This window comes from Saccharopolyspora antiqui (assembly GCF_052246905.1).
Classification (GTDB): Bacteria; Actinomycetota; Actinomycetes; order Mycobacteriales; family Pseudonocardiaceae; genus Saccharopolyspora.
The window spans coordinates 239,947-262,847 of sequence record NZ_JBQQBO010000008.1 but is presented as its reverse complement, the minus strand read 5'-3'; the positions used below and the strand labels follow the sequence as shown (position 1 = coordinate 262,847).

21 protein-coding genes are annotated in these 22,901 nt (G+C 69.4%); 9 read left to right on the top strand and 12 right to left on the bottom strand.

Translation table 11 applies throughout. The features are described from left to right. Positions 1–4 precede the first annotated feature (4 nt). The gene (locus tag ACTWQN_RS16165) at positions 5–1,174 is read right to left on the bottom strand and encodes an MFS transporter (RefSeq protein WP_443204291.1); all 1,170 of its coding nucleotides are present in this window, start codon (positions 1,172–1,174) and stop codon (positions 5–7) included. Positions 1,175–1,320: 146 nt separating this feature from the next. Here ACTWQN_RS16165 and ACTWQN_RS16160 point away from each other — a divergent pair, with 146 nt between their 5' ends. Then, on the top strand, positions 1,321–2,820 hold the full coding sequence (locus ACTWQN_RS16160; protein WP_443204290.1) for an amidase: 1,500 nt from the start codon (positions 1,321–1,323) through the stop codon (positions 2,818–2,820). A 149-nt stretch (positions 2,821–2,969) separates the two neighbouring features. On the opposite strand, the gene ACTWQN_RS16155 is transcribed toward ACTWQN_RS16160, so the two are convergent. Then, positions 2,970–4,163 carry an acyl-CoA dehydrogenase family protein gene (locus ACTWQN_RS16155; RefSeq protein ID WP_443204320.1) on the bottom strand — a complete coding sequence of 398 codons (1,194 nt, stop codon included), beginning with the start codon at positions 4,161–4,163 and terminating at the stop codon, positions 2,970–2,972. Further along, complete coding sequence (locus ACTWQN_RS16150; protein ID WP_443204289.1) at positions 4,163–5,341, bottom strand: CaiB/BaiF CoA transferase family protein; 1,179 nt, start codon at positions 5,339–5,341, stop codon at positions 4,163–4,165. The genes ACTWQN_RS16155 and ACTWQN_RS16150 overlap by 1 nt, the downstream gene beginning before the upstream one ends. A gap of 154 nt (positions 5,342–5,495) precedes the next feature. Here ACTWQN_RS16150 and ACTWQN_RS16145 point away from each other — a divergent pair, with 154 nt between their 5' ends. Next, positions 5,496–6,143, top strand: coding sequence for a GntR family transcriptional regulator (locus tag ACTWQN_RS16145; protein WP_443204288.1), 648 nt, complete (start codon positions 5,496–5,498; stop codon positions 6,141–6,143). 6 nt (positions 6,144–6,149) lie between these two features. On the opposite strand, the gene ACTWQN_RS16140 is transcribed toward ACTWQN_RS16145, so the two are convergent. After that, positions 6,150–6,728, bottom strand: coding sequence for a TetR/AcrR family transcriptional regulator (locus tag ACTWQN_RS16140; protein WP_443204287.1), 579 nt, complete (start codon positions 6,726–6,728; stop codon positions 6,150–6,152). Positions 6,729–6,838: 110 nt separating this feature from the next. Here ACTWQN_RS16140 and ACTWQN_RS16135 point away from each other — a divergent pair, with 110 nt between their 5' ends. Both ACTWQN_RS16135 and ACTWQN_RS16130 read left to right on the top strand, forming a co-directional pair. After that, a complete protein-coding gene (locus ACTWQN_RS16135; RefSeq protein ID WP_443204286.1) occupies positions 6,839–7,885 on the top strand; it encodes an alcohol dehydrogenase family protein in 1,047 nt (348 codons plus the stop codon). Further along, on the top strand, positions 7,882–8,730 hold the full coding sequence (locus ACTWQN_RS16130) for an alpha/beta fold hydrolase (RefSeq protein WP_443204285.1): 849 nt from the start codon (positions 7,882–7,884) through the stop codon (positions 8,728–8,730). The genes ACTWQN_RS16135 and ACTWQN_RS16130 overlap by 4 nt, the downstream gene beginning before the upstream one ends. 67 nt (positions 8,731–8,797) lie before the next feature. Here ACTWQN_RS16130 and ACTWQN_RS16125 read toward each other — a convergent pair whose 3' ends face one another. Then, a complete protein-coding gene (locus ACTWQN_RS16125) occupies positions 8,798–9,649 on the bottom strand; it encodes a 3-hydroxybutyryl-CoA dehydrogenase (protein WP_443204284.1) in 852 nt (283 codons plus the stop codon). A gap of 269 nt (positions 9,650–9,918) precedes the next feature. Then, positions 9,919–10,719: an Fpg/Nei family DNA glycosylase gene (locus ACTWQN_RS16120; RefSeq protein WP_443204283.1), complete on the bottom strand. Its 801-nt coding sequence runs from the start codon at positions 10,717–10,719 to the stop codon at positions 9,919–9,921. Positions 10,720–10,793: 74 nt separating this feature from the next. On the opposite strand from ACTWQN_RS16120, the gene ACTWQN_RS16115 reads away from it, so the two are divergent. Further along, on the top strand, positions 10,794–11,147 hold the full coding sequence (locus ACTWQN_RS16115) for a hypothetical protein (protein WP_443204282.1): 354 nt from the start codon (positions 10,794–10,796) through the stop codon (positions 11,145–11,147). 109 nt (positions 11,148–11,256) lie between these two features. Here ACTWQN_RS16115 and ACTWQN_RS16110 read toward each other — a convergent pair whose 3' ends face one another. After that, complete coding sequence (locus ACTWQN_RS16110; RefSeq protein ID WP_443204281.1) at positions 11,257–12,195, bottom strand: serine hydrolase; 939 nt, start codon at positions 12,193–12,195, stop codon at positions 11,257–11,259. A gap of 132 nt (positions 12,196–12,327) precedes the next feature. On the opposite strand from ACTWQN_RS16110, the gene ACTWQN_RS16105 reads away from it, so the two are divergent. Continuing rightward, positions 12,328–12,780 (top strand): peroxiredoxin, encoded by a 453-nt coding sequence (locus tag ACTWQN_RS16105; protein WP_443204280.1) that lies wholly within the window; start codon positions 12,328–12,330, stop codon positions 12,778–12,780. An 89-nt stretch (positions 12,781–12,869) separates the two neighbouring features. Here the strand turns inward: ACTWQN_RS16105 and ACTWQN_RS16100 are convergent, their stop codons facing one another. Genes ACTWQN_RS16100 through ACTWQN_RS16090 form a run of 3 tightly spaced genes read right to left on the bottom strand, consistent with a single transcriptional unit; the run spans position 12,870 to position 16,416 of the window. Further along, the gene (locus tag ACTWQN_RS16100) at positions 12,870–13,874 is read right to left on the bottom strand and encodes a substrate-binding domain-containing protein (protein ID WP_443204279.1); all 1,005 of its coding nucleotides are present in this window, start codon (positions 13,872–13,874) and stop codon (positions 12,870–12,872) included. A gap of 30 nt (positions 13,875–13,904) precedes the next feature. Further along, complete coding sequence (locus ACTWQN_RS16095; protein ID WP_443204278.1) at positions 13,905–14,915, bottom strand: ABC transporter permease; 1,011 nt, start codon at positions 14,913–14,915, stop codon at positions 13,905–13,907. Beyond that, positions 14,908–16,416 carry a sugar ABC transporter ATP-binding protein gene (locus tag ACTWQN_RS16090; RefSeq protein ID WP_443204277.1) on the bottom strand — a complete coding sequence of 503 codons (1,509 nt, stop codon included), beginning with the start codon at positions 16,414–16,416 and terminating at the stop codon, positions 14,908–14,910. The genes ACTWQN_RS16095 and ACTWQN_RS16090 overlap by 8 nt, the downstream gene beginning before the upstream one ends. 226 nt (positions 16,417–16,642) lie before the next feature. On the opposite strand from ACTWQN_RS16090, the gene ACTWQN_RS16085 reads away from it, so the two are divergent. Continuing rightward, a complete protein-coding gene (locus ACTWQN_RS16085) occupies positions 16,643–18,253 on the top strand; it encodes a serine/threonine-protein kinase (protein WP_443204276.1) in 1,611 nt (536 codons plus the stop codon). A gap of 60 nt (positions 18,254–18,313) precedes the next feature. On the opposite strand, the gene ACTWQN_RS16080 is transcribed toward ACTWQN_RS16085, so the two are convergent. Beyond that, entirely contained in the window at positions 18,314–19,369 is a 1,056-nt protein-coding gene (locus ACTWQN_RS16080) for a lactonase family protein (RefSeq protein ID WP_443204275.1), read from the bottom strand. A gap of 179 nt (positions 19,370–19,548) precedes the next feature. On the opposite strand from ACTWQN_RS16080, the gene rocD reads away from it, so the two are divergent. Beyond that, complete coding sequence (gene rocD / locus ACTWQN_RS16075; RefSeq protein WP_443204274.1) at positions 19,549–20,781, top strand: ornithine--oxo-acid transaminase; 1,233 nt, start codon at positions 19,549–19,551, stop codon at positions 20,779–20,781. A 33-nt stretch (positions 20,782–20,814) separates the two neighbouring features. Here rocD and zapE read toward each other — a convergent pair whose 3' ends face one another. Next, a complete protein-coding gene (gene zapE / locus ACTWQN_RS16070; protein WP_443204273.1) occupies positions 20,815–21,837 on the bottom strand; it encodes a cell division protein ZapE in 1,023 nt (340 codons plus the stop codon). A gap of 105 nt (positions 21,838–21,942) precedes the next feature. Here zapE and ACTWQN_RS16065 point away from each other — a divergent pair, with 105 nt between their 5' ends. Further along, entirely contained in the window at positions 21,943–22,695 is a 753-nt protein-coding gene (locus ACTWQN_RS16065) for a pyrimidine reductase family protein (protein ID WP_443204272.1), read from the top strand. The last annotated feature ends 206 nt before the right edge of the window (positions 22,696–22,901 follow it).

Here is a 22,901-nt window from a genome sequence, read left to right as displayed (position 1 = left end):
GCCGTCAGCGGCGGACGAACAGCAGCAGGATGCCCGCGATGATCGCGGAGATTCCGGCGGCCAGCCAGGCGCCCGCCAGGCCCGCGTGCTCGGCGAAAACACCGAACAGCAGCGGCCCGAGGCTGCCGCCCAGGTAGATGCCGGTCTGGGTGAACGAGGTGGCGCTGGCGACCCGGTCCGGGGCGATCTTGGCGACCGCGAAGTTCAGCAGCCCCGGCCAGGCCCAGCCCGCGCCGAACCCGACCGACACCCCGATCAGGAACACCACCGGCGAGTCCACCGCCATCAACCCGAACCCGATCGAACCGATCAGCAGCATCGCGGTGATCACCCGCACCAGGTTCGGGTTCTTGCGGTCGGCGAGCACACCCGCGCACAACCGGATCGTCAAACCCGACGCCGAGCCCAGCGACAGCACCAACCCGGCCGCCGACGGGCTGAACCCGACCTCGACAGCAGTGGTGGTGACGAAGGCGCCCAGCGCGTTGGCCGCCGCCGAACCCAGGCCGCCGGAGATCGCCAGCAACAGCAACGCACTCCGGCCCGCGTTGCGACCGCTGGACTCGGTGCGGCTGGCCGTGGACCGTTCGGCTTCGGGCAGCCGAGGCACCGCGACGGCGGCGACCAGACCCACCAGCCCGGCGATCACGAACACCCAGCGCCAGCCGATGGTCAGCGCCACCGCGGGTACCGCGACGCCCGCCAGCAGGGTCGCGGCCGGGATCGAGGACTGCTTGACGCCGAAGCCCATGCCCCGGCGGTCCGCCGGGATGCCTTGCGCGATGAGCAGGTTCGATGCGGGCTGAGCCAGCGAGTTCGGCAGTCCGGCCACCCACAGCAGGCCCAGCAACCAGGGCGCGTTGGGCGCGGCGGCCAGGCCGAACAGGCACAGCGCGCTGCCCAGCGCGCCGAGTCGCATGCCCAGCCGGGCGCCGATGCGCTCGACCAGCCAGCCCATCGCGCGGGACGACGCCGACGCGACGCCGAAGAAACCGGCCGCCGCCACGCCCAGCAGCGCAGCACCGAAGCCGAGGTTCTGCTGCAACTGCACGCCGAGTCCGCCGACGAGGAAAACCGGGAACACCCCGACCGTGACAACCGCGGCAACCGACGACAGCACCCGCGGAACCCCGATGGTCCGCGGACGTTGCCCGGCGACAGCCACTGCGGGCATCCGCCCCTCCGATCGGTGTGGTGGTCTTACCAGCGTGGGAACCCGCGGAGTTTTTAGCAACGCTAACGTGACGTACGCCTCTGCCCTGCTCGGCACAACTCCCCGGCTGTAGTACTGCGGGTTGACTCCAAGGCCACCGAGGAGCAATGGTCAACGAAGTTGATCGACAACAGGAGGACAGCGTGGCCGTGGCACCGGGTGCCGGACTTCCCGCATCGCAGATCCCCGACCTGGTGCTGCTGGACGCCGTGGAGCTGTCCTGGCTGATCCGCCGCCGAGAGGTGTCCTGCGTCGAAGTGCTGGAGACCTACCTCGCGCACATCGACCGGTTCAACCCGGCGGTGAACGCGATCGTCTCCCGCGCCGACGAGGCCAAGCTCATCGACCAGGCCCAGCAGCGCGACCGGGAACTCGACCGCGGCGACCACGTGGGCTGGATGCACGGCTTCCCGATCGCGGTGAAGGACCTCGCCGACGCCGACGGGTTCCCCACCACCAAGGGCTCGCCGATCTTCGCCGAGACGATCGCGACGACCGACGAACTGCACGTGCGTCGGATGCGGGAGGCCGGTGCGATCATCATCGGCAAGACCAACGTCCCCGAGTTCGGCCTCGGCTCGCACACCTTCAACTCGGTGTTCGGCACCACGCTCAACGCCTACGACACCACCCGCAGCGCGGGCGGCAGCAGCGGCGGTGCCGCGGCCGCGCTCGCCCTCCGGATGCTGCCGGTCGCCGACGGCAGCGACTTCATGGGATCGCTGCGCAATCCCGCCGCCTGGGGCAACATCGTCTCGCTGCGGCCGAGTTTCGGGCGCATCCCGTCCGAGGGCTTCATCAGCGGACCTTCCGTGGCCGGCCCGATGGGGCGGACGGTGCGCGACGCGGCGATGCTGCTGTCCACCATGGCCGGTCCGGATGCGGGCGCACCGCTGAGCATCGAGCAGGACCCGGAGTTGTTCACCGGCAGCCTGGAGCGCGGCTTCGAGGGCACCCGGATCGGTTGGATCGGCGACTTCGACGGATACCTGGCGACCGAGCCGGGCGTGCTGGCGCGGTGCGCCGATTCCTTCGCATCCTTCGCCGAGATCGGCTGCTCGGTCGAGCCGGTGGCGCAGCGGCTGCCCGTCGAGCAGGCGTGGGAGACCTTCCTGCTGTGGCGGTCCTGGACGGTTGGGCGCAACTACGCCGACCTGCACGCCGACCCGGCGACCCGCGCGCTGCTCAAACCCGAGCTGATCTTCGAGATCGAGGGCTACCAGCGGCTCACCGCGGCGGACATCTCGCGCGCCCTCGACGGCCGCGACGCGTGGTACGCCGCGGTGTCCCGGCTGTTCGACGACTACGACTTCCTGCTGGCGCCGAGCGCGCAGGTGTTCCCGTTCGACGCGGACCAGCGCTGGCCGCGGCAGATCGACGGCCATCCGATGGACACCTACCACCGGTGGATGGAGACGGTCGCCCCCTGGACCCTGTCCGGACTCCCGATCGCCAACCTACCGGTCGGTTTCAACGACGCGGGACTACCGATGGGCGTCCAGCTGATCGGCCCGAACCACGCGGAATGGCCGCTGCTGCAACTGGCGCACGCCTACGAACGCGCCACCGACTGGACCCACCGGGTCCTCCCACCCCTGCTGCGCTGAAAACGGCGAGAGCCCCGATCGCCCGAGAGGTCGCGCGGATCGGCGCGGATGCCGCTTGGGTCGTGAGCGGTTGTTCCGGCAAGAACCGGGATTTCCACTCACGATCACCGAGCCGGGCCAACGGGACTCTCGCCTTGGGGCGGGGTGAATCAGCTGCGGAAGGCTGATAGGCCGGTCAGGGCCTGGCCGATGGTGAGGGCGTGCATTTCGCTGGTGCCCTCGTAGGTCAGCACCGACTCCAGGTTCGTCATGTGCCGGATCACCGGATATTCCAGCGAAATCCCGTTGGCGCCCAGGATGGTGCGGGCGGTGCGGGCGACCTCCAGCGCCCCGCGCACGTTGTCGAGCTTGCCGAAGCTCACCTGCTGCGGGATGAGCTGACCGGCGTCCTTGCGCTTGCCGAGGTGCAGCGCCAGCAACCGTCCATTTTGGACCCGGACCGCCATGTCGGCGAGCTTGCTCTGGGTCAGCTGGAAACCACCGATCGGCCGACCGAACTGCTCACGGGTCTTCGCGTAGTCCAACGCCGCCTCCAGGCAGCTGCGCGCGGCGCCGACCGCACCCCACACGATGCCGTAGCGCGCCTCGTTGAGGCAGGACAGCGGCCCGCGCAGCCCGGTGACCTCCGGTAGCACCGCATCGGCGGGCAGCCGGACGTCGTCGAGCACCAGCTCGCTGGTCACCGAGGCCCGCAGCGACAGCTTGTGCTTGATCTCCGGCGCCGAGAAGCCCGGCGTGCTGGTCGGGACGACGAAACCCCGCACCCCTTCGTCGGTCTGCGCCCAAACCACCGCGACCGACGCGACCGATCCGTTGGTGATCCACATCTTGCGCCCATTAAGCACCCAGTCGGAGCCGTCGCGGCGCGCGGCGGTGCGCATCGAGGCCGGGTCGGAGCCGTGGTCGGGCTCGGTCAGCCCGAAGCAGCCGATCGCCTCACCCGCGGCCAGCTGCGGCAGCCAGTGCTGCTTCTGCTCTTCCGAACCCCAGCGCCAGATGGCGAACATCGCCAGCGATCCCTGCACCGAGACCAGCGAACGCAGCCCGGAATCGCACGCCTCCAGTTCCTCGCAAGCGATCCCGTAGTCCACAGCGGACAGTCCGGCGCAGCCGTAGCCCGCCAGGTGCATGCCGAGCACGCCGAGCTTGCCCAGCTCCCGGGCCAGTTCCCGGGCCTGCGGGAACTCGCCGCGTTCGAACCACTCCGCGACATGCGGCTGCACGTGGTCCCGGCACAGCGCGCGCACGCTGTCGCGGATCGCGAGCTGCTCCGGGCTGAATTCGGCGTCGATCCCCAGTGGATCACGCGGGTCGAACGCGGGTCGTTTCGCACTGGCACCCATCACGAATTCCTCCTTGCCACGATGGGGGAAAGCTGTCGCTCGGCATCCTCCAGCCAGGCGAGGACCTCCTTGGTGTGCTCACCGAGCCTGGGCGGCGGTGTCACCTCGGCGCTGCCGTGCCCGGAGAAGTCGATGGGCGTGCGCACCTGCATGGCCGCGCCGTCGCCGGGATCGACCATCGGCCGCAGGCCCAGCGACTCGGCGTAGTGCACCGCCCGAGAGAGGTCGTTGACCTGGCCGCACGCGATGCCGATGCCCTGCAGGCGCTGCTGCCAGTCCGCCGCGGTCCGCGCGCCGAGCACGTTCTCCAACTGCCGCACCAGTTCTTCGCGGTTGGCGACCCGCTGGGCGTTCGTCGCGAACCGCGGATCGTCGGCCAACGTGACCAGCCCGAGCGCCTCACCGAGCTTGCGGAACTGCCCGTCGTTGCCGATCGCGACGGCCAGGAAGGCGTCCTCGCAGCGCAGTGCCTCGTACGGCGCGATGCTCGGATGCCGGTTGCCCATCCGCTGCGGCGCGATACCGGTGGTCAGCAGGCTGCTCATCTGGTTGACCAGCGACGCCAACAGGCTGGACAGCAGGTTCACCTCGACGTGCTGCCCGAAACCGGTGAGTTCGCGGTGCCGCAGCGCGGCCATGATGCCCAGCGCCGCATCCTTGCCGGTGAGCACGTCCACCACGGCGACCCCGACCTTCATCGGCGGACCGTCCGGCTCACCGGTGATGCTCATCAGCCCGCCGAGCGCCTGCACTACGAAGTCGTAGCCGGGCAGGTGGGCGCCGTCCTTGCTGCCGAACCCGGAGATCGACGTGTAGATCAGCCGCGGGTTGATCTCCCGCGCGCTCTCGTAGTCCAGGCCGTAGCGGGCCAGCGAGCCGTGCTTGAAGTTCTCCACCAGGACGTCGGCCCGGCGGATCAGCTCGCGGGCCGACTCCTGGTCCTGCGGATCACCGAGGTCGAGGGTGATGCTGCGTTTGCCCCGGTTGACCGACTCGAAGTAGGAGGAGCTGTGCTCGGTCCACGGCGGACCCCAGGAGCGCGTGTCGTCCCCGCTCCCGGGCCGTTCCACCTTGATCACAGTCGCACCGAGATCGGCCAACAGCATGGTCGCGTAGGGACCCGCCAGCACCCGGCTGAAGTCCGCGACGACCACGCCGTCCATCGGCAGCGTCTGCATGCACCCAACCCTCCTGCCCCAGCGAGTCGGCGCAGCTGAGCAGCCCAGCGCTCGACCAGCCAGTGGCTTGCGTCACCCTGAAGTTGGATCCAATATACAGTTGTTCGGGCAACGGTCAAGACGCCGGAGAACCGCGAGCACTGGAGAGCCGGGCATGCGAAGACCACCCACCACCCAGGAATTCGTCCTCGACGAACTCCGCAAGTCCATCGTGTCCGGCGAGCTGGCGCCGGGCCAGCCGATCCGGCAGGACACCATCGCCGGGCGCCTGGGCGTGAGCCGTGTTCCGCTGCGCGAGGCGTTGAAGACGCTGGAGGCCGAGGGACAGGTGATCTACCAGCCGCATCGCGGCTACTCGGTGGCCGAGCTGTCGCTGAGCGATCTGCTGGAGGTCTACCGGATGCGCGAGCTGCTGGAGTCGGAGGCCGCCAGGGTGGCCATCGGGCGGTTCACCGACGCCGACCTGACCCGCATCACCGAGGCCCAGCTCGACGTCGAGAAGGCCGCCGACGGCGGTGATCTGGTCGCCATGATCGCGGCCAACCGGCGCTTCCACTTCGCGCTGCTGGAGCCGTCCGGGATGCCGCGCCTGCTGCGCATCTTGCGCACGCTCTGGGACGCCACCGACGCCTATCGCGCGGTGTACTACAACTCGGACGCCAACCGCGAGCGCGTTCGCCGCGAACACGACGCGATCGTCGCCGCCGCGGCGGATCACCGGGCCGAGGAGCTGGTCCGACTGCTCGACGAGCACCGGCGACACGCCGTGGACGCACTACGCGGCACCATCACGTCCGAATAGGACTGATCAGACCGCGAGCAGGGCGGCTGCGGTGTTGCGCGCCTGCTGCGCGGCGCCGGTGATGTCGGCCGAGGCCGCCACCGTCGCGCCCTCGTAGAGCAGCAGGGCGCTGTCGGCGAAGTCCGCCGCGTTGCCGACCCCCGCCGCTGCGGCGAGCTGTTCGAAGTACTCGCGCATCCACCGCTTCTGCCCGATGATCACCGCACGGGCGGGGTGCTCCGACTCCGGTATTTCCGCCAGGGCGTTGACGAATCCGCAGCCCCGGAAGTCCTCGCGGTCCATCCACGCTTCGAGCGCGTCGAAGACGGCCAGCAGTTCCTCCCGCGGCGAGGTCGCGTGCTCGGCGATCCACCGCAGCAGCCACACCCGCCAGCGCTGGTCCCGTTCGGTCAGGTACGCGGTGACGAGCTGGTCCTTCGAACCGAAGCACGCGTAAAGGGTCTTCTTCGTCACTCCTGCCTCGGCGGCGATCGCCTCGACGCCCACGGCGTGGATGCCCTGCCGGTAGAACAGGTCGGCCGCCACGTCGAGCACCCGCCGCCCGGCGGGTGTCAGCCTCTCCAACAGCTCTGCGGTTCGTCCCATGCATCGAGTATACCGACCGGTGGGTTGACACGATCCAAACTGCGTGTTTCCGTGGTAATCATACCGGTCGGTATACATAAGATCAGAGACCCAGAACGGAGCGGTTCCCAATGCGTGCAGTGCTGCTCACCGGCTTCGGCGGACCGGAGAAGCTGGAGTACCGGGAAGACGTGCCCGAGCCGCAGGCCGGGCCCGACGAAGTCCGGATCCGGGTCGCCGCGACGGCGATCAACAACACCGACATCTGGACCCGCGAGGGCGCCTACGGCTCCCCCGAGGACCCGGCGGCGAGCGCGGGCTGGCGGCGGGAGCCGCTGGAATTCCCCCGCATCCAGGGCGCCGACGTGGTCGGCCGCATCGACCAGGTCGGCGCGGGCGTGCCCGAATCCCGGCTCGGCGAGCGGGTGATCGTCGACCCGATGCTCTACACCGGCGGCGAACGCGAACTGGTCGACACGGAGTACCTGGGCAGCGAACGAGATGGCGGCTTCGCCGAGTTCACCACCGTGCCTGCGCGCAACGCCCACCCGATCGACAGCCCGCTCAGCGATGCGGAGTTGGCGACCTTCCCCACCGCCTACGCGACCGCCATGCGCATGCTGAACCGGGCAGCGGTCCGCGACGGCGAGACCGTCGTGGTCACCGGCGCATCCGGCGGGGTCGGCTCCGCGCTGATCCAGCTCGCGGCGCTGCGCGGGGCCCGGGTCGTGGCGGTCACCAGCGCGGCGAAGCGCGAGCGCGCGCTGCAACTGGGTGCGCATGCGACGGTGGACCGCCGCTGCGACGACCTGGCCGCGGCGGTGCGAGCGCTGGTCGGCCCCGTCGACGTCGTGGCCGACGTCGTAGCTGGTCCGAGTTTCCCGGCGCTGTTGCGGATGTTGGGTCCGCTGGGTCGCTACGTCGTCGCGGGTGGGATCGCCGGTCCGCTGGTGGAGGCGGATCTGCGCACGATCTACCTCCGACAGCTGCGGCTGGTCGGTTCGTCCTTCGGCTCCCACGACGACTTCGCCCAACTCCTGCTGCACATCGCGCGCGGCGAGCTGGCGCCGCTGCTGGCCGAAACACATCCGCTGCACGAACTTCCCGAGGCGCAGAAGACATTCGTCGCCAAGGACTTCTTCGGCAAGATCGTCATCACCGTGGAGGACAGCGCATGATTCTGGACCGGGGAATGATCCTGGACCGGGACATGATCGTCGACGGAGTTCGGCTGGCCTACCGGCAAACCACCGGACGCACCGGCGAAACGCTCGTGCTCCTGCACGGAACGCCGTCGCACTCCTACATCTGGCGTGCGGTGATCCCCGCCCTCGAAGCCGCCGGGCACGGCGTGCTGGCCTACGACCTGCTCGGCTACGGTGCCTCCGAACGCCCGCTGAACCGCGACACGTCGGTCACCGCCCAAGCCGATCTGCTGGAAGAAGTGCTGGCACAGCGGGAAATCGCGCGCTGCACGCTGATCGCGCACGACATCGGCGGGGCGGTGGCGCAGATCTTCGCCACCCGACACCCGAACCGGCTCGAACGCCTGATGCTGATCGACTCGGTCAGCTACGACTCCTGGCCCTCGGCCACCTGGCAGCAGATCATCCGCGACCACCTCGACGACTACAGCGCCATGCCGCAACCCGATTTCGAGGCGATGCTGACCCGCCAACTGACCATGACGGTCACCGATCCGACCCGGATGTCCGGCGAAACCCTCGAAGCCTACTTGGCGCCGCACCGGACGGCCCTGGGACGAGCCTCGTTCTTCGAACACCAAGTCCGCCACTACGACTCAACACCAACGCAACGAACAGCACCGCTGCTGAAAACCCTGACCGTGCCAACCCGAATCGTCTGGGGCGCCGAAGACCGCTGGCAACCGGTCAGCTACGCGAAACGCCTAGCCGCCGACATCCCCGCAGCCCACCTGACCATCATCCCCAACGCGGGCCACTTCCCCATGGAAGACAACCCAACCCGGATCATCACCGAAATCCAAACCCTGATCGGATGAAGAGTGAAGGGCACCTTCGACCGGCTTACTCGGTCAAAGGTGCCCTTCACTCAGCACTCGAACGCGCTCAGTAGGTGTAGAAGCCTTTGCCGGATTTCTTGCCCTTCATGTCTGCGTCGAGCATTCGCTGCAGCAGTGGTGGGGCGGCGTAGGTCGGTTCGGCGTACTCGGCGTACATCGAGTCCGCGATGGCCTTCAGGGTGTCCAGGCCGATCAGGTCGGACAGCCGCAGCGGACCCATCGGGTGGGCGCAGCCAAGGACCATGCCGTTGTCGATGTCCTCGGCGGTGGCGAAGCCGCCCTCCAGCATCCGGATCGCCGACAGCAAGTACGGCACCAGCAGCGCGTTGACGATGAAACCCGACCGGTCCTTCGCCAGGATGGTCTGCTTGCCCAGCTGCTCGGTGGCGAACGCCCCGGCCCGCTGCACCGTCTCCTCAGCGGTCAGCAGCGACGGCACCAGCTCGACGAGCCCCAACACCGGGACCGGGTTGAAGAAGTGCACGCCGAGCACCTGCTTCGGGCGCTTGGTGGCACCGGCGAGCTTGGCGATCGGGATGGATGAGGTGTTCGACGCCAGGATCGCGTCCGGATCGGTCACCAGCTTGTCCAGTTCGGCGAACAGCTTGAGCTTCAGCCCTTCGTCCTCGGCGATCGCCTCGATGACCATCTCCCGGTCGTCGAGGTCGGCCAGCGTCGTGGTGAAGTGCAGCCGGGACTGCGCCTCGTCTCGATCGGCCTCGCTGATCTTGCCGTCCTGCACCGCGCGGTTGAGCGATTTCCACAGCTTGCTGCGACCGGCCCGGGCAGCCTTGTCGTCGACCTCGCACACGATCACGTCGATCCCGCCTCGGGCGCTGACCTCGGCGATGCCGCCCCCCATCTGCCCGCCGCCGACGACTCCCAAGCGTTCGATCATCGTCACCACACCGAACCTTTCCGCTTCCGGCTACGCCACCGCGTGATCATCCGGCCAGATCATGCCAAAAACAGCGGTTACCGACCGGTAGACAGTGTGCCAGGACACGTCGATCACGCGGCAGAGCGCAAACGGGTCACCACGGTGGGGAGCCGGGCCGAACACCCCAGGGCCCGGCTCCACCCGGCCAGATCCTCCGATCCAGCCCTGACCCCCGAAGTTCGTTCAGATTACCGCACGATCCGTGCACGACCGCATGCGCTCCGCAGTCAGTCCGGCTGGCAGGTCGGGCACCACAGGGTGCTGCGCCCACCGACTCTGCTCCGGCGCAGCGCCGTCGAACACCGAGGACAGCGCCGGTCCGGTTCGTCGCGGTGTCCGGTCAGCCAGGACGCCCCGTCCGGAATCCGGCCCGCGCGAACGGCCGTCCGCAACATCGTGCGCATCTCCCGGTGCAGTTGACCGAGTTCCTCGGAGGTCAGCTCCGTGGTGGCCCGGTTCGGCTGAATCCGGGCCCGCCAGAGGATTTCGTCGGTGCTGATGTTGCCGAGTCCAGCTAGGACGGACTGATCCATCAGGGCTGGTTTGAGGCGACGGCGGGTGCGGGTGAGCCGTTCACCGAACTCGGCGGCCTCGATCCGCTCCGCATCCGGGCCGAGTTCGGCCAGCAGGCCGTCCACTTCCGCCAGCTCCCGCGCGAGGTGGATGCCGGTCAGCTTCCGCATGTCCCGGTAGCGGAGTTCGCCGATGGTGAAGTCGAACACGACCCGGTCGTGCTGGTGCAGCTCGGCGTCGTGCGGACACCACTGGAGGTTGCCGGTCATCCCGAAGTGCAGCAGCACCCACGGCAGCGAAGCCGGGGCGTTCGCCGCGCCCGCGGTCGGGATCAGCAGCCACTTGCCGTGCCGTCGCGGCTCGGCGAAGTACCGGCGCCGCAACGCGCGTTGGAACGAATCGCTGGTAATACCGCGCAGCACTTGCGCGTCGTGCACGCGCACGTCGCGCACCTGGTGGTTCGTCGCCCGCTGCGCGACTCGGCGGAACCCTTCGACATCCGGTAGTTCGGGCATACCTCCCGGCTACCCGCCGACACGCCCGCTTACCGCCGGTGCCCGGCGTGGCGGGTGCTCGACAATCGTCAACCATGAGCGAGAGCGTTACGCCGTTGCGCCGCCGGATGGTCGCGCGCAACCCGGCCGAGGACCACCGGGTGGCCACGCCGTTGGAGCTGCTGTTCGACCTGTGCTTCGTCGCGGCGGTCTACCTGCTGACCATCGGTCCCCTGCACTCCCGGATGGCCGATGCGGGTGTTGCGACCGCGGCGACGACGGTCGTGGGCGCGGTGCTGCTGGTGCTGACGGCGCTGCTGGCGGATCTGCTCACCATCTCGGTCACCGTGCTGGTGATGGGAATCCTGATGGCCCTGCTGCTGTCCACCGGACTCGCCATCCAGCACGGCCGTCAATCCCGAGAGTCGATCGAGCCCGTCTCGTCCTGATACCCGGGCCGCCGCAGGTGCTCCGGGGTCTCACGAGGGCAGTTCCGAAGTGGATCCACGAGACGGCACCACGGGCGAAACGTGCTCAAGGCAGGCGTCGAAATCGGGGTCAGTGCATCGGGACCCGCGCTGCTTGGGCGGCGTCGGTGAGTTCCTGGCGGGCCTTGGCGTAGCCGAGGGAGCTGGGTTGGCTGGACAGCAGCGCCACCACGAAGCGCTGCGACTGCTGGTCGGTGATCCCGGCGCTGTGCAACGTGATCTTGCCCTGCTGGCAGCACATCCAGCCCGACTTGATCGCGCCCGACGGGAGCACCCGCAGTCCGAAGGCCTGGTTGAAGCCGTCAGTCGCCCGGACCGGTCCCGCGGCGAGGCTCGCCACGATGAAATCCCGGTCCTCGGCCGGTAACTCGGTCAGCACGTAGTCGTAGAGCCGGACGATGTCGCGTGCCGACACCAGGGTTTCGCCCCACCGCGAGGTGTTCCGCGGTGCTCGGGTGTCCTCCAGTCCGGCCTGGCCCGCGACCCTGGAGATCGCGCCCGGACCGTCGAAGGTGCTCCACAGCGCGTTCATGGCCTCGTCGTCGCTCGGCCCGAGCGCCCGGCTGATCCAGTCCCGGACCTTGTCGGTCACCCGCAGCCCGGTGTGCGCGCGCTGCAACACGTCCACCGCGACGATGAGTTTGGACAACGAGGCCGAATACATCGGCCGGGACGCCTCGTGGCCGAGCGCGAGCTCACCGGTGGCCCGGTCGAGCACGGCGACACCGATGGTCGTCCTGCGGTGGTCCTCCGCCCAGTGCTCCACCGCGGTGACCATCGCGGTGGCCTGCCCGGTCGGTGCCGGATTCGGGACCGGTGCCGCCGCGGCCGACTGCGGTGCCGCGGTCGCCGTCTGCGCGGCCCCGGTCGAATCGGTTCGCACCGTCACGGCAGCTGGTTGCGCGCAACCGGTCAGCACCACCGAGGCGGCGACACCCACCAGCGCGAGTCGCCCAGCCGCCGCACACCGACGTGGCGGCTGGCCCGACTCCGCTTTCCGGTCGAACACCCCCACCCCGTTCGCCGCACCCGTCGGCCCCTCTTCGACCGCTGCTACCCGCGAATGGTTGCGACCAAACCGGTACCGGACACCACGATGGTGTGCATACCCTTTGGGTCCCGAGTCCTTGGAGGAGCCAGCATGCGAGAAGGCGACACGGTGGCGGACTTCGTGCTGCCGGACCAGCACGGCACCGAGCGCAAGCTGTCCGAGCTGCTCTCCGGCGGTCCGGTGGTGCTGTTCTTCTACCCCGCGGCGATGACCAGCGGGTGCACCGCGGAAGCCTGCCACTTCCGCGACCTGGCCGCGGAGTTCGCGGAGGTCGGGGCCCAGCCGGTCGGCATCAGTGCGGATCCGGTGGCCAAGCAGCGGAAGTTCGCCGATGCGCACGACTTCTCCTTCCCGCTGTTGTCCGACTTCGAAGGCATGGTCGCACGCCAGTTCGGTGTGAAGCGGCGTTTTGGTCCCATTCCCGTCAAACGACACACGTTCGTCATCGACCAACAACGACGGCTACTCGCGGTGATCCGCAACGAGTTCCGGATGGCCGCGCACGCGGACACCGCACTCGACGCGCTCCGCCAGACCTCATGAGCGCAGCGCCAACCCGCACGATCGGGGAAAGGTGAAGGGCACCTTCCACCAAGTAAATTGGTAAAAGGTGCCCTTCACCTGTCGCGGAGTTACGCGGGTGGGTTTTCGCAGGTTGGGTTCAGGAGTTTTTGCACTTCCGGGCTGTCCACATTGTCCCTGGTGATCAGCAGGGAGCCGGTGTCGGTGTTGGGCAGCGGCTCGGCCGAGCCGCGGATCTTGGTCACCGCCGCGTTGACCGAGGCGAAGCCCATCTTGAACGGGTTCTGCGCGATCAACCCGGTGATCACCCCGTCGCGCAACGCCTGAATCTCACCCTCCGAGGTGTCCCAGCCGATGACCTTCACCTGACCGACCTTTCCCGCCTGCCGCACCGCCTCGGCCGCACCGAGCACGCTGGGCTCGTTGGCCGCGTAGATGCCGTTGAGGTCCGGGTTCGCGGTCAGGATGTCCTGGGTGACCTGCAGGGCCCGGTTGTAGTCGCTGCCGCTGGACTGCTGCGCGACCAGCTGCAACCCGGGGTGCTTGGCCATCCCCCGCTTGAAGCCCTCGGCGCGGGTCTCGTTGGTGCTGGTGCCGGGCTGGAACTCGATGAAGGCCACCTTGCCCTGGCCGCCGAGCTGCTGCGCGAGCACATCGGTGGCCTGTTCGGCCGCGACGACGTTGTTCGTCGCGAACACCGGCACGTCCGGCGGCTGCGGGTTGGTGCCGGAGTCCATGTTGACCACCGTGGTGCCCTGGGCCTGCGCGGACTTGGTGACGTCGGCCAGCGCCCTGGCATCCGTGGCGGCGTACACCAGGCCGCTGATGTCGCCCTGCGACAGCAGGTTCTGCAGCAGGCTCTGCTGACCGCTGACGTCGCTTTCGGCGTGCACCCCGTCCCAGTGGACGGTCACATCCTGCTGCCTGGATCCGGCGCATTCGGCGCCGACCCGCACCTGCTCCCAGAAGTCGAACCCGATCGCCTTCGGCACCACGGCGAGCCTGATCGGCCCGCCCTGCTGGCCGCCGCCGCCGGTCTGCTCGCGCACCCCGACGCTGCACCCGGCAACGGCCACCGAAAGCAGCACGCACGTAGCGGTAAGTAACTTCTTCATCGCCGAGCTCCCTTGCTCATCGCGGGTTTGCTATCCGGCGTCGCCGCCGAGCTTGCGCCGTTGGTAGCGGTCCCACCAGACCGCCAGCCAGATGATCACGCCGATCAGCACGTTCTGGTAGAAGTCGTTGATGTTCAGCTGAACCGCGCCGTTGCGGATGACCGCGACCAGGAAGGCCCCGATCAGCGAGCCCCACACGGTGCCCCGACCACCGAAGAGGCTCGCGCCGCCGATGACCACCGCGGCGATCACGTCCAGTTCCAGGCCTTCGCCGAAGTTCGGCTGTCCGGAGTAGATCCGGGACGACGCGATCATGCCGCCGAGTCCGGCCAGCGCCCCGGAGAGCACGTACACCGAGGTGGTGTAGCGCCGAACCGGCACGCCGGAGAGCCGCGCGGCCTCCATGTTGGACCCCATCACGTACGCGTAGCGGCCGAGTCGGGTTCGGGTCAGCACCACGTGCCCGATCACCGCGACGATGATGATCAGCAGCACCGGGATCGGCACCGCGCCGATGACGCCCTGGCCGAGCAGCCGGAACGACTCCGGCGCGCCGAACACCGCGACCGCACCGGTGGCGATGAGCACCAGGCCGCGGGCGACGCTGAGCATCCCGAGCGTGGCGATGAACGGCGGCAGGCCGACCACCGACACCAGCAGCCCGTTGACCAGCCCCGCCACCGCACCGATCACGATGCCGCCGAGGATGCCGATCAGCGGGTTGAAGCCGAACTGGGCCATCAGCAGCACGCCGAGCACGCCGGAGAGCGCCGCCACCGAACCCACCGACAGGTCGATGCCGCCGGTGATGATCACCAGCGTCACGCCGACCGCCATCACCGCGTTCACCGAGGTCTGCGAGCCCAGGTTGAACAGGTTGTCCGCGGTGAGGAACGACGGCGCGATGATCGACAGCACGATGAAGACGACGATCAGCGCACCGGCCGCGGCGACCTGCGAAACCGCCCCGGAAAGCCGGTCCCCCAGCCTGCCCAGCAGGCCGCGGTCCCCATTGGACGGTGCCTTGATCTGCTCAGTCATTGTTGCCCTTCGCTCCGGTGGCGAGCGCGACGACGCGTTCCTCGGAGAACTCCGCGCGCCGGACCTCGCCGGTGATCCGACCACCGCGCATGACCAGGATCCGATCGCACATGTTCAGCAGTTCCGGCAGGTAGCTGGAGATGAACACCACCGCTTTGCCCCGCGCGGCAAGGGAATCCATCTGCTGGAACATCTCCGACTTGGCCCCGACGTCCATGCCGCGGCCGGGTTCGTCGAAGAACAGCACCTCGGCGCCGGTTTCCAGCCATCGCGCCAGGACGACCTTCTGCTGGTTGCCGCCGGAGAGCGTGCGCACCGGCCGCCCCACCCAGGGCACCCGGATCCGCAGGCTGTCGCGCTCCCGCTCGGCGACGCGCCGCTCGGTGGCGAGGTCGATCAGCCCGGCGCGCATCGGCAGCTTGGCCATCGTGATGTTCTTGTCCACCCCCAGTTGCAGGGCAAGTCCATCGGTTTTCCGGCTCTCGGTGAGGTATCCGATGCCAGCCGCGATCGCATCGGAGGGTCCTCGGATGCGCAATCGCTTGCCGTCCAAGGTGATCGTGCCCGCATCCGGCAGTTCCGCGCCGAACACCGCGCGCGCCAGCTCGGTGCGCCCGGCTCCCACCAGCCCGGCCAGCCCGACGATTTCACCCGCGCGGACCTCGAAGGACACGTCGCGCACCGCGTCGGCACGGCTGATCCCGTCGACCCGCAGCCGCACCGCGCCGGGCTCGCTGTGCGTTCGGGGGTAGAGGTTGGCGACGTCGCGGCCGACCATCAGCTGCACCAGTCGCGCCTCGTCGAGTTCGGTCACGGGCCGGGTGGCGACCACCGCGCCGTCGCGCATCACGGTCACCCGATCGCCGATCTCGAAGATCTCGTCCAGCCGGTGCGAGATGTAGAGCACCGCGATGCCCTTGGCGGTCAGCTCGCGGACGATGCCGAACAGCTCCGCGGTCTCCCGCTCGGTCAGGCTTGCCGTGGGCTCGTCCAGGATGAGCACTTTCGCCTGCACCGCCAGGGCTTTCGCGATTTCCAGGCGCTGCTGCTCCGCAGTGGACAGCAGCGCCACCCGCCGTCCCGGATCGATGTCCAGGCCGACGTGGGCGAGCAGTTCTCGCGCGGCGCGGCGCTCCTCGGCCCGGGAGATCCACCCGCCGCGGCCGGGTTCGTGCCCGATGAACAGGTTTTCGGCCACCGAGAGATCCGGTGCCAGCGCGAACTCCTGGTGCACCATCGAGATGCCGAGCCGACGGGCCGCGCCCGGCCCCTGGTAGCTGACCGGGACGCCGTCCAGCTCGATGGTTCCGCTGCTGGGCTGTTCGATCTGGGCGATCAGCTTCATCAGCGTCGACTTGCCGGCCCCGTTCTCCCCGGCGAACACGTGCACCTCGCCGGGCGGGACGGCGAGCGTCACGTCGGCGACCGCGAGGACACCGGGAAACCGCTTGCCGACGCCGTGCAGCGCCACGGCGGGACGGGTCTGATCGGTGGACGTCACGCAGTGCCTCCCCTCGATCCGCGGTGATCGTTCCCTCCAGCTGGCAGTGCGCCGGATCATACCCACATCACCCATTCGGAGAAAGGGTTGGAACGAAGCCAAGTATTCGATTACCGGCAGCTAGGCCGCCGGTCGGCTCCGGCGAACCGGCACACGCGGATCCGGCGGGTCCGTAAGCTCGGTGGGGATCACAACCGCGATCTTCGAGACAGGAGGCTGAGGATCTGTGCAGCCGTTGTTGGGCAGCGACCCGAGCCGGATCGGTGACTACCGGTTGCTCGCCCGGCTGGGCCGTGGCGCGATGGGCGGTGTCTACCTCGGTCGCTCGCGCGGCGGCCGGGTGGTGGCGGTCAAGGTCATCCGTCCCGATCTCGCCGAGGATGCGGAGTTCCGGGAGCGGTTCCGCCGCGAGGCGCTGGCGGCCCGATCGGTGGGCGGGTTCTGGACCGCTGCGGTGGTGCACGCCGACCCGGACGCCGAGCAGCCGTGGCTGGCGACCGAGTACGTGCCCGGTCCGACGCTGCACCAGGCGGTGGTGGACCACGGCCCGCTGCCGGAGGCCACGGTGCGCAGCCTGGCCGCCGGACTCGCCGAGGCACTGATCGCGATCCACCGCGCCAACCTGGTGCACCGGGACCTGAAACCGGCCAACGTGCTGCTCGGCCCCGACGGCCCGCGGGTCATCGACTTCGGCATCTCCCGCGCGATGACCGGCAAATCCCTGACCGCGACCGGAATGTTCCTGGGCACTCCCGGTTTCTTCTCCCCGGAGCAGACCCTCGGCACCGAGATCGGCCCGCCCAGCGATGTCTTCTCGCTCGGCGCGATGCTGGTTTTCGCCGCCACCGGTACCGGGCCGTTCGGCGAGGAGAGCACGGCGGCCCTGCTGTACCGGGTGGCGCACGCCGAGCCGGATCTGTTGCGGGTGCCCGCCGGGCTTCGCCCGCTGCTGGCGGCCTGCCTGGCGAAGAACCCGGCGGCCCGGCCCACGCCCAGCGCGATGCTGGACCAGCTCGGCGAGTCCAGCCCGCAGGGCAGCCAGTGGTTGCCGCCCGCCATCACCGATGTGATCGCCCAGCACGCCACGCAGTTGCAGCAGACGGCCAACGCGGCGCTGCCCGACACCCCGCCGCCGCAACCGGTGGCGGCGCAGCCGAAGCCCGTGACCCGCGCCTACACCCAGGCGCAGCCCGCACCAGCGGCTCCGCCCGCGCAGCCCGCACCTCCCGTGCCGGTGCGCGACAAGATCGTTCCCGCGCGGCCGAAGCAGACCGCGCAGCAGGCACTGGCCTTGCCGCGGGTGCGCAAGGACAGCCCCGGCCCGGTGTTCGCCACCGGTGGGCGGGTCCGCGCGGCGCTGTCGGCGCTCGCCTGCCTGCTGATCGTCTTCGGCGTCAACCGGTTGTACGAGAACTACGACCTCGGGTCTCGCGTGTCGACGGAACTGGTCGGCGTCTTCCGGCTGGGCACGCTGCTGTTGATCATCAGCGCGATCTGGTCGATCGGACGGATGCTGCTGCCGAGCCTGCAACTGAAGATCAACAGCGATGGGCTGCTGGTGTCGCGGATGGGGCTGTCCCGGGAGATCCCGTGGAGTCAGATCCAGCGGATCGGCGTGGTCGGCACCGGCAAGCGGACATCGCTGGCGGTGTGGCTCGCCGACGGCACGACGCCCGGCTCCCGCTTCTGGCACCGAGCCCGCAGCTACCACGGCGGAGCCCGGATCTTCCCGATCGGCGCGACCGGCGGCTGGCTCACCCGCCGCCAGGAGGCCAAGCGGGTCAGAACGGCCCTCGCCCAGTACGCCACCGGCCGCTACGACGCCCGAATCCTGTAGCGGCTGGGAACTCGGGGCGATTTCGCGCGAAATCGCCAACCAAGGACAGGGCTGGAACCGTCAGGTCACGGGCAGGATGCAGACCGGGGTCGGGGTCGGGACCGGATCGCGCAGCGGGGTCAGGACGCCGTCGTCGGCGATGCCGAAGGCCTGCACGTCGTTGCTGCGCTGCCCGGCCGCGAACAACACCCGACCGTCCGGTGACAGCGCGATGTGCCGAGGTTCGGCCACCCCTGCCGGGCGGATGTCGACCAACCGGAACGCGCCGTCGCTGGAATCCACCCGGAACACCGCGATGCTGTCGTGCCCCCGGTTCGAGCCGAACACGAACCGGCCGTCCGGCGTCACCACGATCTCGGCGGCCAGGTTCGGTTGCCCGTAGTCCGGCGGCAGCGTCGAAAGCGTCCGGCCCGGCTCCAGCGCGCCGGATTCCGGGTCGTAGCCGAACTCGGTGATCGACGACCCCAGCTCGTTGATCAGGTAGGCGCGTGCACCGTCCGGGTGGAACGCCAGATGCCGCGGCCCGGCACCGGCGCGCAGCGGAACCTCGTGCTTGAGCGCCAGATGACCGCTGTCCACATCGAATTCGTAGACGTACACCGAGTCGGTACCCAGATCCACCGCCAGCACGTACCGGCCAGTCGGGTCCGGCAGCACCTGGTGCGCGTGCGGTCCTTCCTGGCGCTGCGGGTTCGGCCCGTTGCCGCTGTGCTGCACCACGTGGCACGGCTCGCGGAGCACGCCGCCCGCGTCGATCCGGTGCACCACCACGTTCCCGGACGAGTAATTCGCGGTCAGCAAGTACTTCCCGGACTGGTGCACGCTGAGGTGGCACGGCGCCGACCCCAGCGTCGGCTGCGAATTGATCTCCTTGAGCGTTCCGTCGGCGTGCACCGAAAAGGCGACGACCCGCCCCGCCCGCAGCTCGCTGACCGCGAACAGCGTCGCCCCATCGGGTGCCATTGCGAGGAAGGAGGGATCGAGGGCCTCGGCGACGCTCTCGGTGCAGCGCAGCGTCCCGTCGGCGTCGGCGATGGCGAGCCGGATCCCATCGGCCGCCGACTCCGTTCCCGTGTACGCGCCCAGATACACCCGGTACCCACCGTTTTCCGGCATCCGTGCCTCGCCTTCCCAGTCCGCTCGGTTGTCGCCACCTACATGATGTCAAGAGGCGGCAAATCTTCCCCGACGAGACAACGAAGCTCCGCTCATGCTGCTGAGCACGCAATGAATCGACACTGGAAGCAACAGCTCGCGGCTGAAATCTGCGCAGTCGGCGACATAACCTTATGGCCATGACCGTCGTCCCGTCACATCTCGAAGCCTCGTCCCGAGCTACCTCGTACCGCGCCCTCGACGAGCGGTACAGCGCGCACAACTACCACCCGCTGCCGGTCGTGATCGCCGAGGCGTCCGGTTCCTGGATGACCGATGTGGACGGACGGCGCTACCTGGATTTCCTGGCCGGGTATTCGGCGCTCAACTTCGGGCACCGCCACCCGGACCTGATCGCCGCGGCCACCGAACAGCTCGGCCGCGTAACGCTCACCAGCCGGGCGTTCCACCACGACCAGTTCGGCCCGTTCTGCCGCGAGCTGGCCGAACTCACCGGCACCGACCGGGTGCTGCCGATGAACTCCGGCGCGGAAGCCGTCGAGTCGGCCATCAAGATCGCCCGCAAATGGGCGTACCAGGTCAAGGGCGTGCCGGAGAACCAGGCCGAGATCATCGTGGCCGGGTCCAACTTCCACGGCCGAACGACGACCATCATCTCGTTCTCCACCGACCCGGTCGCGCACGACGAATTCGGCCCCTACACGCCGGGCTTCGCAATCACCGGCTACGGCGACGCCGACGCGGTCGAGGCCGCGATCACCGAACGCACCGCGGCGATCCTGGTCGAGCCCATCCAGGGCGAGGCGGGTGTCATCGTGCCGCCCGCCGACTACCTGCCCCGGCTTCGTCGGCTCTGCGATGACCACGGCGCGCTGCTGATCGCCGACGAGATCCAGTCCGGCCTAGCGCGCACCGGCGAGCTGCTGGCCAGCGAGCACGACGGCGTCCGAGCCGACCTCTACACCCTCGGCAAGGCGTTGGGTGGCGGGATCCTGCCGGTGTCCGCCGTGGTCGGCCGCGACGACGTCATCGGCGTGCTGCGCCCCGGCCAACACGGCTCGACCTTCGGCGGGAATCCGCTGGCGTGCGCGGTGGGGCGAGCCGTGGTGCGCCTGCTGCGCACCGGCGAGTTCCAGGAGCGCTCCCGAGAACTCGGCGCACACCTGCACTTGCGACTGCGGGAACTCGTGGGCCGGGGAGCGGTCGAGGTGCGCGGGCGCGGTCTGTGGGCCGGGGTGGAGCTGGCCGCGGGAGGGCCGACCGGCCGCGAGGTCAGCGAGGCGCTGGCCGAGCGCGGCGTGCTGTGCAAGGAAACGCAGGACACGACGCTGCGCATCGCTCCCCCGCTGGTGATCACCCGCGACGAACTCGACACCGGCCTCGACGCCATCGCCGCAGTGCTCACCCGGTAGGCCGATTTCGCGCGAAATCGCCAGGTCTCGCGCTCAGGACTTGGCGAGGTCGCGGGAGAGCGCGGTGAGGCGGCTGATCGCGCGCAGGTACTTCTTCCGGTAGCCACCGTGCAGCATCTCGTCGGTGAACATCGCCGACAGCGGCTCGCCGGAGGCCCGCACCGGGATCGCCCGGTCGTAGAGCCGGTCGGCCAGCGCGACCAGCCGCAGCGCGACGTCCTGGTCCGGCGCCGCGTGCACACCGCTGAGGTGCACCGCGGTGATCCCGTCGACCAGGCGGCCGTACTTCGAGGCGTGCAGCCCGGCCAGGAACTCGCACAGCTCGTCGAAGTCGTCGAGCGTCGAGCCATCGGTGGCTTGCGCGAGCCGCGTCAGCTCGTCGTCGGCCAGCGGCGGCGGCGCGTCGGGCATGCCCCGGTGCCGGTAGTCCGGCCCGTCCACGCGCACGACGCTGAACCGCGCGGACATCGCGTGGATCTCGCGCAGGAAGTCCGCCGCGGCGAAGCGGCCTTCGCCGAGCTTGTCGGGCAGCGTGTTGGAGGTGGCCGCGATGTGCACGCCCGCGTCGGTGAGCTTCGCGATCAGCTGGGTGACCAGCATCGTGTCGCCGGGATCGTCCAGTTCGAACTCGTCGATCGCCAACAGCCGCTGCGCGGAGAGGCGCTGGACCGTCGCGGCGAAGCCGAGCGCCCCCACCAGGTTGGTCAGCTCGACGAACGTGCCGTAGGACTTCGGCCCGTTGGTGGCGTGCCACGTCGACGCCAGCAGGTGCGTCTTGCCGACGCCGAAACCACCGTCGAGGTAGAGGCCGCGCTTGCCGTCACCGGACTTCTTGCGGCCGAACACCCCGCGCAGCCACGACCTGTCCCCGTCGGCGTTGATCCGCTCGGCGAACGCCGCGCACTCCCGCACCGCCTGCTCCTGGGTGGGCTCATCCGGGTTGGGGAGGTAGGTGTCGAAACGCACCGCGTCGAACCGGGGCGGTGGCGTCATCGCCTGGACCAGCTCGTCCGGGGTGACCTGGGGACGGCGGCCTACCAGGCGGGGCGAACTCATGCGCCGACTCTATAACCGGACATCGGTCTCGCCGGGCGTGCGGTCGCGTGCTCCTGCTCACCCGCCGATCCGGCCAGGCCGCGGTGCCCGTGGTGGGATTGGCGCGTGGTGGACAGGCTTTGGCCGCTGGACGGCGCGCCGCAGGTGGACGACCAGCTGGAGGAGTACTACGCGTACCCGGCGGCGCTGCAACGGCCATGGGTGCGGGTGAACTTCATCGCCAGCCTCGACGGTGCGGTGACCGTCGAAGGCAAATCACGCGGCCTTTCCGCACCGGTCGACCAGCGGGTGCTGGGGCTGATCCGGGACCTCTCCGACGTGGTGCTGGTCGGCGTCCGCACCGCGATCATCGAGGGCTATCGCGGCATCAAGCGCACCGAGGTCCGGGCGGCCCGGCGCCAGCGGCTGGGTCGGTCCGAGGTGCCGCCGATCGCGCTGGTCACCAACAAGGCGTCGCTGCCGCTGGACTCGCCGCTGCTCACCGACACCCTGGTCCCGCCGATCGTGCTGACCGCCGAAGCGGCGCCGCTGTCCCGCCGCACCGAACTCGCGGACGCGGGCGCCGAAGTCGTCGTCGCCGGTGACGAGAAGGTGGATCTGCGGGCGGCGCTGGACGCGCTGGACGCGCGGGGGCTGCGCCGCATCGGTTGCGAAGGCGGTCCGACGCTGTTCGGCAATCTCGTCGACGCCGATCTCGTCGACGAACTGTGCCTGACCCTGTCACCACTGCTGACCAGCGGAGATGCCGGTCGGATCGGAGCCGGGGCCGGTGGCGCACCGCCGCGGCGCATGCGGTTGCAGGCCGTGCTGCACGCGGAATCGCTGCTCCTGCTGCGTTACGCGAGAATGCGCGAGTGACAGTTGGGGCCGGTGCGAACTCGTTCACCGGCGCATCGGTGATGTCGGCGCGGCGCGGCTGGGCTCGACGATCCGATTCCGGGAGTTGGCCGCGGCTGCCCCAGCTGTCCATGGCGCGATTTCGGGTCGCCAAGCACCGGATTGCCACACAATGAGTGATGTGGCGCACAGCCGTGAACGACCGCGCCGAGCCGTACCGGCATCGG

Excerpts from the sequence above, each read along its gene's own strand:
- ACTWQN_RS16165 (WP_443204291.1), bottom strand. The coding sequence starts at position 1,174 with ATGCCCGCAGTGGCTGTCGCCGGGCAACGTCCGCGGACCATCGGGGTT.
- ACTWQN_RS16160 (WP_443204290.1), top strand. The coding sequence starts at position 1,321 with ATGGTCAACGAAGTTGATCGACAACAGGAGGACAGCGTGGCCGTGGCA.
- ACTWQN_RS16155 (WP_443204320.1), bottom strand. The coding sequence starts at position 4,163 with ATGGGTGCCAGTGCGAAACGACCCGCGTTCGACCCGCGTGATCCACTG.
- ACTWQN_RS16150 (WP_443204289.1), bottom strand. The coding sequence starts at position 5,341 with ATGCAGACGCTGCCGATGGACGGCGTGGTCGTCGCGGACTTCAGCCGG.
- ACTWQN_RS16145 (WP_443204288.1), top strand. The coding sequence starts at position 5,496 with ATGCGAAGACCACCCACCACCCAGGAATTCGTCCTCGACGAACTCCGC.
- ACTWQN_RS16140 (WP_443204287.1), bottom strand. The coding sequence starts at position 6,728 with ATGGGACGAACCGCAGAGCTGTTGGAGAGGCTGACACCCGCCGGGCGG.
- ACTWQN_RS16135 (WP_443204286.1), top strand. The coding sequence starts at position 6,839 with ATGCGTGCAGTGCTGCTCACCGGCTTCGGCGGACCGGAGAAGCTGGAG.
- ACTWQN_RS16130 (WP_443204285.1), top strand. The coding sequence starts at position 7,882 with ATGATTCTGGACCGGGGAATGATCCTGGACCGGGACATGATCGTCGAC.
- ACTWQN_RS16125 (WP_443204284.1), bottom strand. The coding sequence starts at position 9,649 with ATGATCGAACGCTTGGGAGTCGTCGGCGGCGGGCAGATGGGGGGCGGC.
- ACTWQN_RS16120 (WP_443204283.1), bottom strand. The coding sequence starts at position 10,719 with ATGCCCGAACTACCGGATGTCGAAGGGTTCCGCCGAGTCGCGCAGCGG.
- ACTWQN_RS16115 (WP_443204282.1), top strand. The coding sequence starts at position 10,794 with ATGAGCGAGAGCGTTACGCCGTTGCGCCGCCGGATGGTCGCGCGCAAC.
- ACTWQN_RS16105 (WP_443204280.1), top strand. The coding sequence starts at position 12,328 with ATGCGAGAAGGCGACACGGTGGCGGACTTCGTGCTGCCGGACCAGCAC.
- ACTWQN_RS16100 (WP_443204279.1), bottom strand. The coding sequence starts at position 13,874 with ATGAAGAAGTTACTTACCGCTACGTGCGTGCTGCTTTCGGTGGCCGTT.
- ACTWQN_RS16095 (WP_443204278.1), bottom strand. The coding sequence starts at position 14,915 with ATGACTGAGCAGATCAAGGCACCGTCCAATGGGGACCGCGGCCTGCTG.
- ACTWQN_RS16080 (WP_443204275.1), bottom strand. The coding sequence starts at position 19,369 with ATGCCGGAAAACGGTGGGTACCGGGTGTATCTGGGCGCGTACACGGGA.
- rocD (WP_443204274.1), top strand. The coding sequence starts at position 19,549 with ATGACCGTCGTCCCGTCACATCTCGAAGCCTCGTCCCGAGCTACCTCG.
- zapE (WP_443204273.1), bottom strand. The coding sequence starts at position 21,837 with ATGAGTTCGCCCCGCCTGGTAGGCCGCCGTCCCCAGGTCACCCCGGAC.